Annotated in this window: 15 protein-coding genes and 1 riboswitch; of the genes, 9 read left to right on the top strand and 6 right to left on the bottom strand. The window is 42.4% G+C overall.

The features are described from left to right. Positions 1-8: 8 nt before the first annotated feature. Positions 9-1,085 carry an LLM class flavin-dependent oxidoreductase gene (locus tag MHZ92_RS06795; RefSeq protein WP_239430826.1) on the bottom strand — a complete coding sequence of 359 codons (1,077 nt, stop codon included), beginning with the start codon at positions 1,083-1,085 and terminating at the stop codon, positions 9-11. Positions 1,086-1,265: 180 nt separating this feature from the next. On the opposite strand from MHZ92_RS06795, the gene MHZ92_RS06800 reads away from it, so the two are divergent. The 4 genes from MHZ92_RS06800 (at position 1,266) to MHZ92_RS06815 (ending at position 4,211) form a co-directional block, all read left to right on the top strand. Next, the gene (locus MHZ92_RS06800; protein ID WP_239430827.1) at positions 1,266-1,574 is read left to right on the top strand and encodes a winged helix-turn-helix transcriptional regulator; all 309 of its coding nucleotides are present in this window, start codon (positions 1,266-1,268) and stop codon (positions 1,572-1,574) included. A gap of 208 nt (positions 1,575-1,782) precedes the next feature. Then, positions 1,783-2,538 (top strand): GTP cyclohydrolase II, encoded by a 756-nt coding sequence (locus MHZ92_RS06805; protein ID WP_239430828.1) that lies wholly within the window; start codon positions 1,783-1,785, stop codon positions 2,536-2,538. Next, positions 2,531-3,628, top strand: a complete 1,098-nt coding sequence (gene ribD, locus MHZ92_RS06810; protein ID WP_239430829.1) for a bifunctional diaminohydroxyphosphoribosylaminopyrimidine deaminase/5-amino-6-(5-phosphoribosylamino)uracil reductase RibD — start codon at positions 2,531-2,533, stop codon at positions 3,626-3,628. The genes MHZ92_RS06805 and ribD overlap by 8 nt, the downstream gene beginning before the upstream one ends. A gap of 10 nt (positions 3,629-3,638) precedes the next feature. Next, entirely contained in the window at positions 3,639-4,211 is a 573-nt protein-coding gene (locus tag MHZ92_RS06815; protein ID WP_239430830.1) for a 5' nucleotidase, NT5C type, read from the top strand. 124 nt (positions 4,212-4,335) lie between these two features. On the opposite strand, the gene MHZ92_RS06820 is transcribed toward MHZ92_RS06815, so the two are convergent. Both MHZ92_RS06820 and MHZ92_RS06825 read right to left on the bottom strand, forming a co-directional pair. Then, positions 4,336-4,791: a threonine/serine exporter family protein gene (locus tag MHZ92_RS06820; RefSeq protein WP_370644642.1), complete on the bottom strand. Its 456-nt coding sequence runs from the start codon at positions 4,789-4,791 to the stop codon at positions 4,336-4,338. A gap of 12 nt (positions 4,792-4,803) precedes the next feature. Continuing rightward, on the bottom strand, positions 4,804-5,547 hold the full coding sequence (locus MHZ92_RS06825) for a threonine/serine exporter family protein (protein ID WP_239430867.1): 744 nt from the start codon (positions 5,545-5,547) through the stop codon (positions 4,804-4,806). 305 nt (positions 5,548-5,852) lie between these two features. On the opposite strand from MHZ92_RS06825, the gene MHZ92_RS06830 reads away from it, so the two are divergent. The 4 genes from MHZ92_RS06830 (at position 5,853) to MHZ92_RS06845 (ending at position 10,881) form a co-directional block, all read left to right on the top strand. Continuing rightward, entirely contained in the window at positions 5,853-6,815 is a 963-nt protein-coding gene (locus MHZ92_RS06830; protein WP_239430831.1) for a hypothetical protein, read from the top strand. Between the two features lie 262 nt (positions 6,816-7,077). After that, the gene (locus tag MHZ92_RS06835; RefSeq protein ID WP_239430832.1) at positions 7,078-7,647 is read left to right on the top strand and encodes a sigma-70 family RNA polymerase sigma factor; all 570 of its coding nucleotides are present in this window, start codon (positions 7,078-7,080) and stop codon (positions 7,645-7,647) included. Positions 7,648-7,699: 52 nt separating this feature from the next. After that, positions 7,700-8,425 (top strand): ABC transporter ATP-binding protein, encoded by a 726-nt coding sequence (locus tag MHZ92_RS06840; protein WP_370644644.1) that lies wholly within the window; start codon positions 7,700-7,702, stop codon positions 8,423-8,425. Further along, the gene (locus MHZ92_RS06845) at positions 8,425-10,881 is read left to right on the top strand and encodes an ABC transporter permease (RefSeq protein ID WP_239430834.1); all 2,457 of its coding nucleotides are present in this window, start codon (positions 8,425-8,427) and stop codon (positions 10,879-10,881) included. Before MHZ92_RS06840 ends, MHZ92_RS06845 begins: the two co-directional genes overlap by 1 nt. A gap of 119 nt (positions 10,882-11,000) precedes the next feature. On the opposite strand, the gene MHZ92_RS06850 is transcribed toward MHZ92_RS06845, so the two are convergent. From MHZ92_RS06850 to pnuC, 3 genes are all read right to left on the bottom strand, one after another. Continuing rightward, positions 11,001-11,918: an NUDIX hydrolase gene (locus MHZ92_RS06850; RefSeq protein ID WP_239430835.1), complete on the bottom strand. Its 918-nt coding sequence runs from the start codon at positions 11,916-11,918 to the stop codon at positions 11,001-11,003. Between the two features lie 106 nt (positions 11,919-12,024). Next, the gene (gene nadR, locus MHZ92_RS06855) at positions 12,025-13,080 is read right to left on the bottom strand and encodes a multifunctional transcriptional regulator/nicotinamide-nucleotide adenylyltransferase/ribosylnicotinamide kinase NadR (RefSeq protein WP_239430836.1); all 1,056 of its coding nucleotides are present in this window, start codon (positions 13,078-13,080) and stop codon (positions 12,025-12,027) included. 33 nt (positions 13,081-13,113) lie between these two features. After that, on the bottom strand, positions 13,114-13,827 hold the full coding sequence (gene pnuC, locus MHZ92_RS06860) for a nicotinamide riboside transporter PnuC (protein WP_239430837.1): 714 nt from the start codon (positions 13,825-13,827) through the stop codon (positions 13,114-13,116). A gap of 253 nt (positions 13,828-14,080) precedes the next feature. Here pnuC and MHZ92_RS06865 point away from each other — a divergent pair, with 253 nt between their 5' ends. Further along, the gene (locus MHZ92_RS06865; RefSeq protein ID WP_239430838.1) at positions 14,081-16,219 is read left to right on the top strand and encodes a type IA DNA topoisomerase; all 2,139 of its coding nucleotides are present in this window, start codon (positions 14,081-14,083) and stop codon (positions 16,217-16,219) included. Between the two features lie 128 nt (positions 16,220-16,347). After that, positions 16,348-16,391: riboswitch (PreQ1 riboswitch) on the top strand. The last annotated feature ends 4 nt before the right edge of the window (positions 16,392-16,395 follow it).

Below are 16,395 nucleotides of genomic sequence, written 5' to 3' on the forward strand. Positions count from 1 at the left end.
AATGATCCTTAAACACTCACTAATAAGTTGTCTTGCTTCGTTGCTTTTTTAACGATCGGCGCTACCTTTGTCGCCAATAATTCAATGCTTTTCGCTACTTTATCAAATGGCAAACCGCCAATATCTACTTGTGCCATGAAACGTTGGTGTCCAAAGAGTTCGTATTGCTGTAGGATTTTCTCAACGATCTGTTGTGGACTTCCTACGAACAAAGCGGTGTCAGGAGCCGTCGCTTTTTCAAAATCGACTCGCGACATCCTTCCTCCTCCGTGGCCGAGTTGGTCATTTACGATTGACTTATAGTTCGAATAATATGGGTAGAACTCATCTTTTGCTTGTTGGGTTGTATCGGCAATATATCCATGACCCGTTACACCAACTTTGAGATCTTCCAAAGCATGTCCCGCCTCGACGCCAGCTTCAAGATATACATCAACCAATGGTTTAAATCGGGCAGGGTCCCCCCCTAGAATCGCCATTGCCATTCCGGCACCTAGTCTACCTGCACGGGCAGCACTACTTGGGGTTCCCCCAACGCCAACCCATACTGGTAACTCCTTCTGTAAAGGACGGGGTGCAATTTCGGCATTTCGTAGTGGTGACCGGTACTGGCCATCCCATGTTATCCTTTCGCTTTTGTTAAGCTTTAAGAGTAATTCGATGTTCTCCTCGAATAAGGCATTGGAATCATTTGTGTCATAACCGAAGAGCGGGAATGATTCAACAAATGCACCACGCCCCGTAATAATTTCAGCTCGTCCGTCCGATAGCAAGTCTAATGTAGCAAAGTCTTCAAATAAACGAACAGGGTCAATCGTGCTCAACACAGTCGTCGCACTTGTCAATTTGATTTGCTTCGTCATTTGGGCGATTGCCGCCAAGACGACAGATGGCGAAGTGATGGCATAGTCCAAGCGATGATGTTCACCTACTCCAAAAATATCGAGACCAGCATCATCGGCAAGTTTAGCAGCTTCCATGATTTCCTTCATTCTTTGCCCAGCATTGATTGTTTTACCTGTCACCGGATCCTGTACTATATCTCCAAGCGTATATAGACCGATTTCAATTCCCGTATTCCCCATAAAAGCACTCACCTCCAACTAAGATGTAAAATAATAACCAAAATCGGTAGCAAAGTAAGTTGCTTACTTAACGTAAGTTAATATATAATTAAAACGAGTGATAGTCAAGTAATTAATTAACGAAAAATAATTCAATTAATTATTATACAAAGTTATACTATAAGTAAGGAGCTGATCAAGATGGAGAAAACGATTTGTCCTCGGTTTGAAAAAGCTATGGGTTTATTAAGCCAAAGGTGGACGGGGCTAATTATTTACCAGCTATTATCCGGTCCACAGCGCTTTTGTAATATAGAATCATCGATTGGTGTTAGTGGCAGAGTACTGTCGGAGCGATTGAAAGATTTAGAGAATGAAGGGATTGTGAAGAGAGAAGTCTTCCCGGAAACACCGGTTCGAATCGTCTACTCTTTAACTGATAAAGGAAAGTCACTAGCGCCTCTTATGGGAGAAATAGAGAAGTGGTCAAAAAACTGGCTGGAGGCATAACGGCTGACTTCATCACTCAAGACGTAGCAAGTGAATTATTTTCGCATTGTTTGCTATTATAATAATTGGTCAAAGCGAAAATTGAAAGCCACAAATTTAGTTCGTTACTATCTGATCGGAATGGTTAGATTAATCATATACATGACAAAGCACTTTTCGAAAGCAGGAAACATCTTTCAAACATCTTACAAATAAAAGGAATGATTTTATGGTACATGCGAAACTAGAGCCAAAAGTTCTTGAAGTGTTAAAAGAAAAAATTCAATTGATTGAAACGGATCCAGGAGCCATCTATTTGGTCGGCCCGATTAAACTCCCCGTGAATCTTTACGGGGAAACCGTTATTTTTCAATGGTATTGCTGGCTGAACCAATGCCAAGTAACAGAGGATTACCAAGAAATTATCGATCAACTGGCATCCGCCAATTTAGCAGAGTACCAACAATCAAGTGTGCTCATTTATGGTGATTTCGAAAACGCGGATGATGCGCTCATCCGGATGCACTCCATTTGTCATACCGGAGATATATTCGGTAGTAAACGATGCGACTGCGGTTATCAGTTAAAGCAGTCCATGCAAAATATTGTCGAACATGGGACAGGTGCTTTGTTTTATTTGGCGAACCATGAAGGCCGCGGAATTGGTTTATTCAGCAAGGCAATGGCGTATGTACTTCAGGAAAACGGCTACGATACAGTAGAAGCAAACGAAAGCCTCGGCTTTGTCGATGATGCAAGAAATTACGACGACGCGATTCGTGTGTTAAAGAAATTGCGCACAAAACCTGTCAAACTCATGACGAACAATCCAAGGAAACTGGAAGCAATGCGCAATGCCGGTCTCCCTATTACGGGAAGAGAACCATTATGGGGCGATAAATCAGAGTTCAATGAGAAATATTTGCAAACAAAAATTAAACGTTCTGGCCATTTAGGGGAAGAAGGGATCGACCCGAATGACTAACCATGAATTTTATATGAATTTGGCCCTTGAAAATGCAAAAGCGATGAAGGGTCAAACAGATCCAAACCCGCTTGTCGGTTCAGTCATTGTAAATGAGAATCGAATTGTCGGGGTAGGTACGCATCTAAAGGCTGGAGAACCGCATGCTGAAATACATGCAATCCGGATGGCTGGTGAAAAGGCGAGGGGTGGCACAATTTACGTCACCCTTGAACCGTGCTCGCATTATGGGCGGACCGGCCCTTGTGCATTGGCGATTGTTGAAGCGGGAATTAAGAAAGTAGTTATCGCCACACTCGATCCGAACCCCGTCGTTGCTGGCAACGGAGTTAAGATCTTAGAAGACGCGGGCATTGAAGTTGTCATCGGTGTGTTGGAAGAGCAATCGCAAAAGATGAATGAAGTGTTCAATAAATTCATCGTCGAGCAGAAGCCTTTCATGACGATGAAAGCTGGAAGCACATTAGATGGAAAAATTGCTACACATACAGCCGATAGTAAATGGATTACATCCGCTGAAGCAAGACACGATGTACACGTATTGAGAAACCAACATATGGCCATTTTAGTCGGTGTCAATACTATCATTGAGGATGATCCCGAATTGACGACACGGATTCCGAACGGGAGAAATCCGATTCGGGTTATTTTAGATTCCTCCTTACGCATTCCTCTTGATTCTAAGGTTGTAACAGATGGGCAAGCAGAAACGTGGATTTTCACTGCTACTCAATATAATGAAGATGCAAAGAAACAGTTGGAAGAACTGGGGATTTCGATTTTCCACACTTCGGGCACTCGTCATGTCGATCCGAATGACGTCGTTCGGATTCTCGGTGAGAAACTCGTTTCTTCTGTCTTAATTGAAGGTGGAGGTTCGATTCATGCTGCTTTCCTGGAGAAGCAGCTCGTCGACAAAGTGGAGATCTATATCGCGCCAAAATTAGTTGGAGGAACAGCTGCGCCTACATTCCTTGAAGGAACAGGTGTTGAACTCATGCGTAATGCCGTAGAATTGGAGAATCTCCACATTACGCAAATCGGGAAAGATTTCAAGTTTACCGGTTATCCGAAATATATAACAAACTGAGGGATGTACAATGAAATTTGGCTTTGATATCGATGATACATTGATTAATTTACGGGAACATGCTTTTCAACTATACAATAGGAAATTGAATCAAAATGTAGATATAAATCTCTTTCATGCACTCGACAAAGTTGAAATCCACGAGCTTTTTGGCATGACAGCCGAAGAAGGAGGCAAGATGTGGAACAGTTCGCTCGAAGAAATCTATTTCACCTCTTGTCCACCGTACCCGGATGCTGTGGAAACGTTACAAAAACTAGAGAATGACGGACATGATATCTATTATATTACCGCAAGGCCGAAAGAACACGGCGAGCGTACAATGGAATGGATGATTGAACAAGGTTTCCCGGTCCAGAAAGATCGTTTTTTTTACGGCATGAATGACGAGGACAAAGTTCATATTATTAAAGAGCTCGAGCTCGACTATTATTTCGACGACAAGCCTGCGGTTCTTGAAACATTGCATGATTGTCAGACGAAACAGTTCGCGAAAACGCAGTCTTATAATCAGCATTTGGATATGCCACGAATTGCGAACTGGTCTGAACTATTTGATTTGGTACTTAAAGAAAAGATGTAATATATATAAAACCCAATCCTTAACTATAAAGGATTGGGTTTCGGACTGTAGATATGCTTAAAAATTTTGGCCTGCCTACATACTTTATTACAATAGAAGCTCTTTTTGTCCGTTTTTCAATAACTTACTTGCGAAAACCATTTAAATGAAATTTCTTTCTTATTTTTATTATTTGCATGATCGCTTCTGACAACACCAGTCCAACAGCAATGGCACCCGCTGTCATACTGGCTTTTACGGCTATCTGAATTCCTAAGTTGTAATTATCTTCAACAAAATTTCTGGTTGCCTCAAAGGCTAAGCCACCAGGTACTAATGGAAGGATACCTGAAATGCTAAATACAATGACAGGAACCTTATAGGTCTTCGCAAATATTCGACTAATTACGCCAACGGAAAATGAGGCGATTAATGTAGCTTGTACTGTATCATAATCATGGTTCATCAACGAACTGTGTAAAAGTCTGCCCACCATACCAACAATGCAACATTGAAGGATATTTTTCTTTGGTACATTAAATATTACAGCAAAGGCCCCTGAAACAACGAAATTAGTCAATAGTTTTACAATCATATCCATGCATTGCTCGATCTATTTAAAGAGTGAAAAAACAATCGCTACACCAGCCCCAATGGCAAATGCAGTCAAGACTGCCTCTGCCCCTTTTGATAATCCAGAAACAAGATGCCCCGCCATTAAATCCCTAACGGCATTCGTAATCAGAAGGCCAGGTACTAGCGGCATAATACTTGCAACAATAATAGTAGAGAGGTCAAGTCCAAAACCAATATATTTGAAAAAATGGGTCACTAGACCAACAATTAAAGCCGCTACAAATTCAGTAAAAAATTTAATATCTACTAAACGATGAAGATAACTCACACATAAAAAGCCTGCACCACCAGCAAGGAATGCGGAAAAAAAGTCCTTCCATTCCCCATTAAACATGATGAGCGAGAATCCGCTCAAGATGGAAGCTGCAATAACTTTTACATATATAGGATACATTAGATTTTCTTTCTCAATTTTTCTTAAAGTCGAGTAGGCCTCCTCTGCTGAGATCTCCCCTGTACTTAATTTCCTGGATATACTATTTACGATAATGACTTTATATAAATCCGTAGTCCGTTTTGAAATTTGCGCCAATTTGGTTTGTTCTGTTCCACATAATGAAAATATAATTCCAGTTGGTGTCACATAACTGTTTGGGTTGTTAATCCCAAAAGAACCTGCAATTCTCATCATTGTATCTTCAACTCGGTATGTCTCTGCTCCGTTTTCTAACATTATTTTTCCAGCAAGTAAACATAATTCTCCTAATTCGCTATTATTCATTCTTTTATCCAACTGTTACCCACTCCATTAAATGACATAGGACTATTGTTATCTTTCCAACAAATTTTGGATTATATACATTTCAAGAGAATAAGGAGAAATCACTCGATTCTAAGGTTGTAACGGATCGGGATTTCTTATTAGTAGCTATAGTGAATGGAGATTCTTTTCGTTAATGAATGGATGAGGAAAGTGAAGAGTATCGTATTTTCAAGTAGATTTGTCCATTTCAATTGACTCTTTTTGGAATATAGTAATGTGAGTGAAATATTTCACTTAGATTTGTTTTTAGGAGGTGATTAATTTTGGGACTTCATAGAGATTTTCTTTACATTGGTGACACTTCCGACAATACCGTGAAACGCTTCGATGCTGTCACCGGAAAATTCCTCGGCACATTTGTAACACCAGGAAGTGGAGGCCTACATGGTCCACGGGGTCTTATCTTTGGGCACATGGACAAGCTCCTAGTCTCCAACCAGAACGTTGACCAACCCCAGAATGGTAATGTGTTGAAGTACAACGGACAGAATGGATCATTTCTCGGCGAAGTTGTGAGTTCCGTCCAAGAAGGCGCTCCATTTGCTCCACGCGGTATCGTTCTAACGGACAACAATGTTCTAATTGTCGCAGACATAGAGAGCGCAAGCATCAATGATGAGCCACAGCCTGGAGAGATAAGGGCGTATTATGGAAACGCCGGGAAATTTATTGGAACATTCAACCACTCCGGTTTCACAGAAGGTCCATTCTTTCCCCGTAGTGTAGTCATTGGACCAGACGGTTTGCTGTATGTCTCTGTCTTTAATCCTTTTGATCCGCTGAATGGCTGGGTTCTTCGTTTCTGCCTGAAGACAGGAACGTTCCTTGATGTGTTTGTGGAAAGTAATGCAGTCAACAATCTCCACCGTCCTGAAGGCTTAGTCTTCGGTCCCGATGGAAACCTTTATGTTACCAGTTTCCGCGCAGATGAAAATGACACTGACAAAATTCTGATCTTCAATGGTAAAACAGGCGCTTTTCTCGATAAAATCGACCTTGATTCTGTCGGAGGTCCTCGTGCCTTCGCAATGGCGATCCTGTTCGGACCAGATGGAAAATTGTTTGTTCCCATTTCGGGCGGTGGACCTGATGCAGGCTCCGTACGGCGATACGACGTTAAGACCAAAACTTTTGATGTGTTCGTACCAGCAGGCGGACCACTAGTGGCACCGTGGTATTTGACTTTTGGCGATACGGATCCTGCAACACTATCATATGAGATGTAAAAAAACATCCAACCCTATGTAGAGATTTTTAAATTTACAATAAAAACTGCCGCCACTCAATGATGTCACAATTTAACAAGTCAGCCCAATTCTTTTTCAAGAGAGGATTGGGCTTTTTCGACTTTAGAAAAATTAATATTGCAGTGTTTGCTTATAGTTGTGCTAACAAAGTTTTGTATTCATACTATAAACACAGAAAATGCCAAAAAGAAAATAAAGTTGAATCGAAATGGAGCTTTAGGGAGTCTAATAGAGTGAGGGGGTGTTCGGTATTACTACAACTCAATACACACTTGTTGAAAAGGCTCAATTGGGGGATGAAGCAGCCTTCTATCAATTACTTGAACCATTACAGGCACAATTGTATCGAATTGCGTTTGTTTATGTTCGAAACGAAGATGATGCTATCGATATTTTTCAACAATCTGTTATTCGCGCATATGAAGGATTACCTAAACTAAAAGAGCCAAAGTACTTCTCCACTTGGTTAACTCGTATTGTCATTAATTGCTGTAAATCATACATAGAAAAAAATAATCAGATCGAACTTACTGATCCACATGCGTTTGATGGATATGCATCTACTAGTGCTTCTCATATAGACGAGCAATTAGATTTATGGCAGGCATTAAGTCGGTTAGAGGAAAAATATAAAACTGTTTTATTGCTTCGCTTTTATCAAGACCTTGCAGTAAAGGAAATTGCTCTTATTTTAGATTGCCCAGAAGGTACTGTAAAAACGAATATTCGACGAGGTTTACAAGCTTTGCGCCAACAGTTGAAAGGAGCGTATTTAGATGAATGGGTTCAATCCGTTGAGGGAAGTGATTGAGAAAATTCCGGTTCCACAATCAAGATTAACAGAAGTGTTACGTATTGAAGGCATGTCTAAAGTTTTCAAACAAAAGGAACACCTGGTAAATGCATTAACAAACATTCACTGCACGATTTACCAAGGTGAAATGGTGGCAATCATGGGTACAAGCGGTTCCGGTAAAAGCACCTTGCTCAATATGATTAGTGCTATTGATGAACCAACATCCGGCACCATTTTCTTGTTTGGAAAAGAAGCAAATAGTATTTATAAAGAACCAAAAGCATCTAATTTCCGCAAAGAAAATATCGGTTTCATCTTCCAATCGTTTCATTTATTAAAAGATTTAACGGTTGAAGATAATATTGCGCTTCCCCTTATCCTACAGGATATACCGTCTAAAGATATCGAAAAGCGTGTACATGAGATGTTGGAACAATTGGGAATTGCAAATTGGCGAAAGCATCGCCCCCATGAGCTGTCGGGCGGGCAACAACAACGTGTAGCCATCGCTCGTGCAATTATTACGAAGCCACCAATTCTGCTTGCAGATGAACCGACTGGCGCCCTCGATGTGAAAACAACAGATGAGATTCTACAATTGCTTGTAGAACTACAACAGAATGGACAAACCATTTTGCTTGTTACGCATGATCCGTACGTTGCAACATTTGCAAATCGGGTACTATTTTTCCATGACGGATCAATTGTAGATTCCTATCAAAATGAAAAAACAGATGCTGACTTGGATACTATACTTGCCAAATTTAAGACCATTACACGAGGTGAGCAATAATGTTCAACCTAAAATCGATTGCCCTTAAATTATTTCGTGCAGCTAAGACCCAAGTATTTACAAGCATCAGTATTATTACCGTTTCAATTTGTTTAATCATGACGATGGGCGTGTATATTTGGAACGCCAAAGCGCAAATGGAATCAGAGATCTATCAGCTGTTCGGCAATGCGGATATGACAGTTGGTTATAACCCGGATCAGCAAAAATGGTTGACTTCAGAACAACTCCATTCCATCGCCGCGATCGAAGGTGTAGCGGAAGTATCCCCCGTACTACTTACTGCGACAAATGTTGAAAATGATTTGCCGTCTGTTTATACAATAGGCGTTGATAATGATAATCTTGTAAAAAGTCGGTATCATTTTGAGCGAAATATAGGGGAAAATGAAGTAATCGTATCACAAAAGATTGCTTCCCTTTTCAACAAATCGATTGGCGATACAATCGAAATTGACTCCATGCCATATGTAATTAAAGAAATTCTAACGCCTCTCCCTGGGACTACAGATGTGAAAATTGTCATATTATCAAATACTACAGTCAGACAATGGATTCAAAATGACGATGCTGCTGGGCTCTTTACATTAATTAAGCTTACTAAAAATGCCACCTCTTCAACAGTTGCGAAAAATATTACGGAGCTAGACGATACATTACGAATCGATATTACAAATGAATATGATTTTGTGAAAGCCAATTTCCAATCACTCGCTATTTTTATGATTGTGCTCTCTGCATTCATTTTGATAATCACTACGGTGCTGTTGACTTCTACATTCCAACTTGTATTTTTCAAATTGAGGGAGCAACTGATGGTACTACGTGCACTCGGCGCGACCAAAAATCAAGTCGGGAAAATTGTTCAAATGCAGCTTCAAACCATTATTTCATCAGGCGTTATTTTGGGTACTCTATGTAGTTTAGTAATCATTAAGCAATGGTTGCCGCTACTCATTGAAAAGATGCAACTACCGGAAGCTAAAACAGATTTCCCATTATGGCTAGCGATAATTATTTGTGCAATCACTTACGCGATCCTTCAAGGCATTATGCAATGGCAAGTGAGAAAAAGCATGAGTCTCTTGCCGCTACAAATCGCTTCAGATAATAACGAATCGTTACCTCGTATGACAAAAACGAAGTTATACGGGGCTGGTCTTATGCTTTCAATAGCCGGTATTTGCCTTTTCTCCGCGATATTTGAGCAAAATGGTAGCCAACAAGCTTTGCAAACGGTCATCGGATCTTTGATTATTTGCATCGTCATTCTTTATTTGATGCCGTATCTATTCAGTCTACTTCTAAATGCTGTCCTTCAACCAATCCGAATGCTGTTTGGAAAGGAAGCATATTTAGCCTGTCAGCAACTGATGCCGCAAGTGAGGAAAAACATGCCCATCGTGCTTAGTATTATCGGCTTAATGGTTATATTAATTTTTGGAACATCACTTTTTAAAACTGTCCAAGAAAATGAAAAAGCCTACATCCAGTTTTTGTACGAGACGCCTGTTGTCATTCACAATGATTTACAAGACCCTACTTTGACGAATGATATTATCCAAGATATCGAGGCACTTCCTTCTGTTAATCACGCCTATGCGAGGAGCAACTATCCGATTGTAGATTTCTTTTTGAATGAAAGATGGCAAGGCGAGAACTTTGCCGCCATTGACATGGATAAATTCCTTGAGATCGGGAAAATTCAAGAACTACACGGAGAGATTGATAATGGTGTCATTATTTCATCTCAATTTGCTGAAGATAACGGACTTTGGATTGGCGATTGGCTCCAAACCGGCATTTTTAATTATGAATTGCAAAAAACCGAAGGCGTCGAGCCCGTCCAAGTTATCGACATAGCGGATCATATTTCGAATATAGACATCTATTTTGATTGGTCCTCTCCAATTGCAATCAATTCTAACGTAACAGTGAATGAAATCATGGTGGACACAACGGATAGTAAACAGACAATGATGGAATTGCAGTTTTTACATGAGCGATGGCCCGCACTCACCTTTTCGGATTATGAAACCTTTACGGAAGAGAACAACCAAATGTTTTATCAGCGTTGGAGTTTGTTTGTAGGGGTTTTAGTCATTCTAATTACGGCTACTTGTATCGGAGTCATTCAAACGTTACTGCATACAATCTATGGAAAACGTATTGACTATGCAATCCAGCGACTCGTCGGTCTTACGCCAAACGGGCTAATTAAGCTGATTTTGACACAAGTACTATCATTTGTTTTATTCAGTTTAACGGTCGGAACTATAGTAGGCTACCTGTTCACGCAACTGCTTGCTTCTATTGACACGAATGCTGTAGTCGTATTTGATCATTCAACAGTCCTAGCTGTCATCAGCGTCTTTTTCCTTTTAACATGCCTGATTTTCACTGTCCAAGGTTACTTTATTAGCCGAAAGACATTAACAGCCGAGTTGAGTGAATAGAATTTGCACTTGAAGAAATTGAAGCCCAAGCCCCGGTCTTAAAACAGGTGAAGTCAAACGACTCGTTTTTCTTCATCTGTTTTCACGTTATTTATTCCAGCTAGCTCCCGGAATACTCCTTATTTCCATTGGTCATATACCCAACCTTCATTGTACTTGTACAGCTTCGATGGTCTATATGCGCCAGTTTTAATTTCTTTTCCTGTGTCCACTACCATATCTTCTACGTGGCGTCGGAACTGCACTTTGTTTAGACTCCTACCCAAAATCACCTCATACACTTGCTGCAGATCTGGCAGCGTGAACTCATCCCCCACTAAATTAAATGCGATATTCGTATAGTTCACTTTCCCACGTAACCGCTCCAATGAGTACAAAATGATTTCGGCATGGTCAAAGGCAATCCCGTCCCGATGTGTTATCGACATCGTCGTTTTAGTGTTCGCTCCATCTGTCACCGTTACTTTTTCTACCGTTGCAGACACCTTGATATCCCCAGAAGTCAGCTCCAGTTCAATTTCCTCCGTGCGTTTCCTCAACCCGCTTTCCATTTCATCCCGAATTTCGACTGTTTTATCCTTTACGGTAAACCACCTGACATCCTCCGCATCGTCCCCTGCTTGCAGAGGCGGCAATTTCTCTTGGTCAACGAGCGCTAAATAGCTGACACTCACAATTCTCATTCGGGGATCCCGGTCTACCGCACTCCATGTGTAAAGTTGCTCGGCATAAACGCCATCTACCCCCGTTTCCTCCTTCAATTCCCGCTGCACAGCCGTATCAAGATCTTCGTCGATTCCCATGAATCCCCCCGCTAACGCCCAGTCGCCCTTATACGGATGTCCTCCGCGCTGGATGAGCAACAGCTGCAGTTCCTTCTCCGCCTTTTTCCTCTTATCCGGAGCCGGTTCAGTCACTACTGTGAAGATTGCCATGTCTGTCGTAATCGATGGCTTTTTATATTTATTTATCTCCGTTTTTTTATATTGCTCGAGAAATTCCGCCTCGCTAAGGTTCTGTAAGTATTGATCATCCATTGCATTTTCCCCTCTCTGCCGAATCACTTAGTTGCATCTTAATACTATCTTCCCCTTTTTACAAGCGCATTTCCCACAAAAAAGAGAGGCATCGAACCCCTCTCCGTTACTTCGCAATGAGCTTTGTAATATGCTCAATTGCCTGATCCAGCCGTTCCTCATAGTTTCCGCTCACTGTTACGTATTTGATTCCCCGGTCATCAAACATTTTCTTCAGGATTTCATTTGTCTTTTTCCGCACTTCCGGATCATTGAATGTCCGATACCCATCCGCAACCCATTTCACATCCGGCTCCAAAAATAAGTACAAATCATAATCCTGCGACTGGATAACCCCCTCGATAAAGTCCAGCTCCCGCCCTAAATACATTTTAGCGTAATACTGGGATACGACCGCTTCGCTATCAATGAACAATAGCTTATTTGCCTTCTTAATCTTTTGAAATTCCATATGCTTATGCCCGAATACGATTTCCTTGTAATGCTCTTCGGTCAGCAATGAACTTCCGTCCCCGATTTCCTCACTAACCGTACGCCCGTATTCCTCCACGTACTCCGTGCCGAACAGCTGAGAAAGATTCCTCGTCAAGGTGGACTTCCCGCAAGATTCAACGCCGACAATAGCGACTTTCTTCGTATAGTACGGTTTCGCTGCTTCGGGAATCATATCCCAATTCGCAAAGACCCCCTCGTTCCGTATCTTCGTTGCACTAATTGGAAAGATTTCTCGAGCTTCATCAATTACGACATGGTTGATTTCCTCCCCGTAGATGCGCCGGAACCAGTAATCGTACTCACTTTCTGAACTGAATATATGGGTGATCTTCTCCGGAATCACCTCGATCATCCTTCTGCCGCCCTCTAACCATAGATACTCCATGTCGTCTGAATAAGGGTCTTTCACTGCCAGTACCGTTACATTCTGCATATTATTCGTGGAGGTCATGATCCACTGCTGCCGCCTTCTAAAATCGATGTAATCCAACCCTGCTTCCTCGCACAACTTTCTGTCCCGCTCCTCATGGTAACCGACTAACACGTATAGCTTATCTACTTGTGCCGCCGCTTTCGTAATTGCGTATAAATGCCCTTTATGGAAGGGAATGAATTTCCCTCCGTAATGCCCGATTGTCATCGATTCTTTTATTTCAATTTCTGCCATTTTCGTCTTCTCCCTTCTCCTGTTATCCAACTATTACACAACCTTAACTTTTTGCACCTTCGATAATTTCACCCAGTTCATATAACCGTACACTGAGTTCACCAGGAACGCCGTCCACATAATGACCATGTTCCAATCGTTGCCTCCTGTCTGTAGCAACGTGATAAGCCATAGCGTGATCGTCAAGGCATTCACCAAAATCCAAAGTACCCACTGCTCCGCATATCGCTGCACCATTAAAATCTGGGCAATTACCGATAGGACAACCGCCATGCTGTCAATCCTCACTTGCTGTGCTGACAACAGTATCAATAACTCGGCATACAAGAGCGCCCCTACTACAAATGAGCCGATTACAATAGCCCACCCTTTTTTCGTTAGTCGCTTCACATACACGTTCTCGCCTTGCTCCGAATCTTCTTTTCTCTTGTAATGCTTCATCCACATCCAGATTCCGATAAATTGCGTCGGAAAGTAAAACAGCCAGTTGAGCATTGACTCTCCGTACAGCCCATACCCATAAGCGATATAGCCGTAGATGACGGTCTGCACGATTCCGAACAGATAATTTGAGACCTTCCCCTTTGCCACTAACACTACGCACAACATCCCGGAAATCGAGCTGACCAATCCTAACAGCGTATCTTGAAACGCAAAATAGAGATAAACCGTAATCCCCGTGAAAACTGTCACCCATACCTTTTCAAATACCGACCATTCCGCCAAATACCCCTTCACCTTTTCCATCCTCCTACTCCCTCCCTTTCACTTAGTTTAATTTTGTAACTATCTATTTGTACTTAGTATATGTTTGTAACTATGTTTTGTCAACTGCAATTTACAGCAAAAAAAAATAGCCCAACTGCCGCGACCGGTGTGAGCTCAATTAATTCGCGTCTAAGCGTACCCCCATCTCCATCAAATCAAATAGAAATCCTGCCACTTCTATGAGATAATAAAGAACAAACGTTTCACGTATCGATAGAAAAGAGGTGTGTTCATGAAACCTGTCATCCTAGCCGAAAAGCCATCCCAAGCGAAAGCGTATGCAGACGCTTTTTCCGTGCGGAAGCATGAGGGGTTCCTCGAGATCACTCCGTGTCCAATTTTCCCAGAAGGAGCTTACATCACTTGGGGTGTTGGCCATCTCGTTGAATTGAAGGAACCGCATGCATACAATCCGGCTTGGAAGCGTTGGTCGCTTGGGAGTCTGCCAATCCTACCTGACCGATACGAGTTTCAAGTGGCAAAGGGGAAATTCAAGCAATTTCAAGTTGTAAAGAAGCTCATTCGCGGAACGGATACGGTTATCAATGCATGTGACGTGGACCGGGAAGGCTCGAACATCTTCTACAGCATTTATAATCAAACCGGCGCTCGCAATCAGACGATCAAGCGGCTTTGGATCAATTCGCTCGAAGTGGATGAAGTGCGAAAAGGGTTTGCAAATTTGCGTGACAACCGCAAGGATCTTCAGTTGTACGAAGAAGCGAAAGCCCGTCAAATCAGTGATTGGCTTGTCGGCATGAACGGGTCTCGGTTGTATACGCTTTTATTGAAGGCGAAAGGCGTTCAGGAAGTGTTTCCGATTGGACGGGTCCAATCGCCGACGGTTTATTTGATCTACCAACGACAACGAGAGATTGAGACATTCGTATCTGAACCGTTCTTCGAAGTAGAAGCGACCTTCACGGGAGAACAAGGGACTTATAAAGGGAAGGCGAAAGCGAAAGAGCCGAAACGTGAAATCATTCAGGCACTCCTAGCGAAACATCATATTCAGCCGAACTCACCCGGCGTCATCACTTCGGTCACTCATACCGATAAACGGACGCCGCCACCGCAGCTGCATTCGTTGTCGACATTGCAAGCGACTGCGAATCGCAGGTGGAAGACAAGTCCTGCGAACGTATTGAAGACGATGCAGGATCTCTATGAGAAGAAGCTCGTCACCTATCCTCGTACGGATGCGCGCCATATTACGCCGAATGAATTTGCGTACTTGAAAGATCAAGTCGGCGATTACCAACAGTTGATCGGCCACCCATTCCCTGTCGCTTCCTTCGCTCCGAAAAAGCGGTATGTCGATAGTTCAAAGGTACAGGAACACTATGCGATCATCCCGACGAAGAAAATCCCGACACAAGCGGTACTTGGCCGCTTGTCGCCGCTAGAGCGGAATTTATATGAAGAGGTCGTCCGCACGACACTTGCGATGTTCCATACCGATTATTTATATACCGAAACGAAAGTGACGACGGATGTAAATGGCTTACCGTTTTTCACAACTGGTAAAACGGAAAGGGATCTAGGGTGGAAGGCTTTATTCCAACGGTCCAAGGATGAAAAGGACGACCCTGCCTTGCCACCGCTCCGCATGCAAGAAACAGTCCAATCCGAAATCGGCATTAAAGAAGGCAAGACACAGCCTCCGAAGCCGTATACGGAAGGACAACTCATTGCGATGATGAAAACGTGCGGAAAGCTCGTAGATGATAAAGAAGAGACCGATATTTTGAAAGAGATTGAAGGGCTTGGAACGGAAGCGACCCGAAGCGGCATCATCGAAACGATTAAAAAGCATGGCTATATTACCGTGTCAAAAAACATCGTTTCAATTACGCCTAAGGGACGGGTGCTTTGCGAAGCGATTGAAGGGAATCTGCTTGCGAGTCCGTCGATGACCGCAAAATGGGAGGCCTATTTGCGGAAAATCGGAAACGGCGAAGGAACCGGAGAACACTTCCTTACCAATATCGCAAAGTTCATTGCGAAGCTATTGGAAGAAGTCCCGCAACAACTGGAAGCCAAACCGATCGATGCGACAAAGGTTCCACCACGGCAATCAAAATCACGAGGTTCTTATCAGGCAGTTGAGGTTGCACCATGCCCGACCTGTAAAAGCGGAACCATCATTGCGCGCAAAGAATTTTATGGCTGCAGCAATTATAAAAACGGCTGTAAACAGACTTTCCCGGGGACATTCTTGAAGAAGAAACTGACTCCCGCACAAGTGAAGCTCCTTTGCACGAAAGGGAAAACGAATACAATCAAAGGATTTACCGCAAACAATGGGAACAAGTTTGATGCAAGCCTATCGTTGGAGAATGGAAAATTGAATTTGGTGTTTCAAAAATAAAAGAGTAGCTAATTGGCTGATATGAAGACGGTATTAAACCGGATTCATGTCAGCCAATTTCTATTTGGAACCGCTTTTTGTTCGCCCTCCCCCAACCACTCTCACCTATGGTATTATGAACAAGGTTCAAAAAAGAGGTTCGCAAACTCCCTCTATAAAAAACTAAGGAGATATGT

The sequence above is a fragment of the Sporosarcina sp. ACRSL genome (assembly GCF_022346605.1).
GTDB lineage: Bacteria > Bacillota > Bacilli > Bacillales_A > Planococcaceae > Sporosarcina.

What these genes read in the sequence shown, in the direction of transcription:
- ribD (WP_239430829.1), top strand. Translation starts at nt 2,531, where the DNA reads ATGACTAACCATGAATTTTATATGAATTTGGCCCTTGAAAATGCAAAA.
- MHZ92_RS06815 (WP_239430830.1), top strand. Translation starts at nt 3,639, where the DNA reads ATGAAATTTGGCTTTGATATCGATGATACATTGATTAATTTACGGGAA.
- MHZ92_RS06825 (WP_239430867.1), bottom strand. Translation starts at nt 5,547, where the DNA reads ATGAATAATAGCGAATTAGGAGAATTATGTTTACTTGCTGGAAAAATA.
- MHZ92_RS06865 (WP_239430838.1), top strand. Translation starts at nt 14,081, where the DNA reads ATGAAACCTGTCATCCTAGCCGAAAAGCCATCCCAAGCGAAAGCGTAT.
- MHZ92_RS06840 (WP_370644644.1), top strand. Translation starts at nt 7,700, where the DNA reads ATGTCTAAAGTTTTCAAACAAAAGGAACACCTGGTAAATGCATTAACA.
- MHZ92_RS06800 (WP_239430827.1), top strand. Translation starts at nt 1,266, where the DNA reads ATGGAGAAAACGATTTGTCCTCGGTTTGAAAAAGCTATGGGTTTATTA.
- MHZ92_RS06805 (WP_239430828.1), top strand. Translation starts at nt 1,783, where the DNA reads ATGGTACATGCGAAACTAGAGCCAAAAGTTCTTGAAGTGTTAAAAGAA.
- MHZ92_RS06845 (WP_239430834.1), top strand. Translation starts at nt 8,425, where the DNA reads ATGTTCAACCTAAAATCGATTGCCCTTAAATTATTTCGTGCAGCTAAG.
- MHZ92_RS06795 (WP_239430826.1), bottom strand. Translation starts at nt 1,085, where the DNA reads ATGGGGAATACGGGAATTGAAATCGGTCTATATACGCTTGGAGATATA.
- pnuC (WP_239430837.1), bottom strand. Translation starts at nt 13,827, where the DNA reads ATGGAAAAGGTGAAGGGGTATTTGGCGGAATGGTCGGTATTTGAAAAG.
- MHZ92_RS06820 (WP_370644642.1), bottom strand. Translation starts at nt 4,791, where the DNA reads ATGGATATGATTGTAAAACTATTGACTAATTTCGTTGTTTCAGGGGCC.
- MHZ92_RS06850 (WP_239430835.1), bottom strand. Translation starts at nt 11,918, where the DNA reads ATGGATGATCAATACTTACAGAACCTTAGCGAGGCGGAATTTCTCGAG.
- nadR (WP_239430836.1), bottom strand. Translation starts at nt 13,080, where the DNA reads ATGGCAGAAATTGAAATAAAAGAATCGATGACAATCGGGCATTACGGA.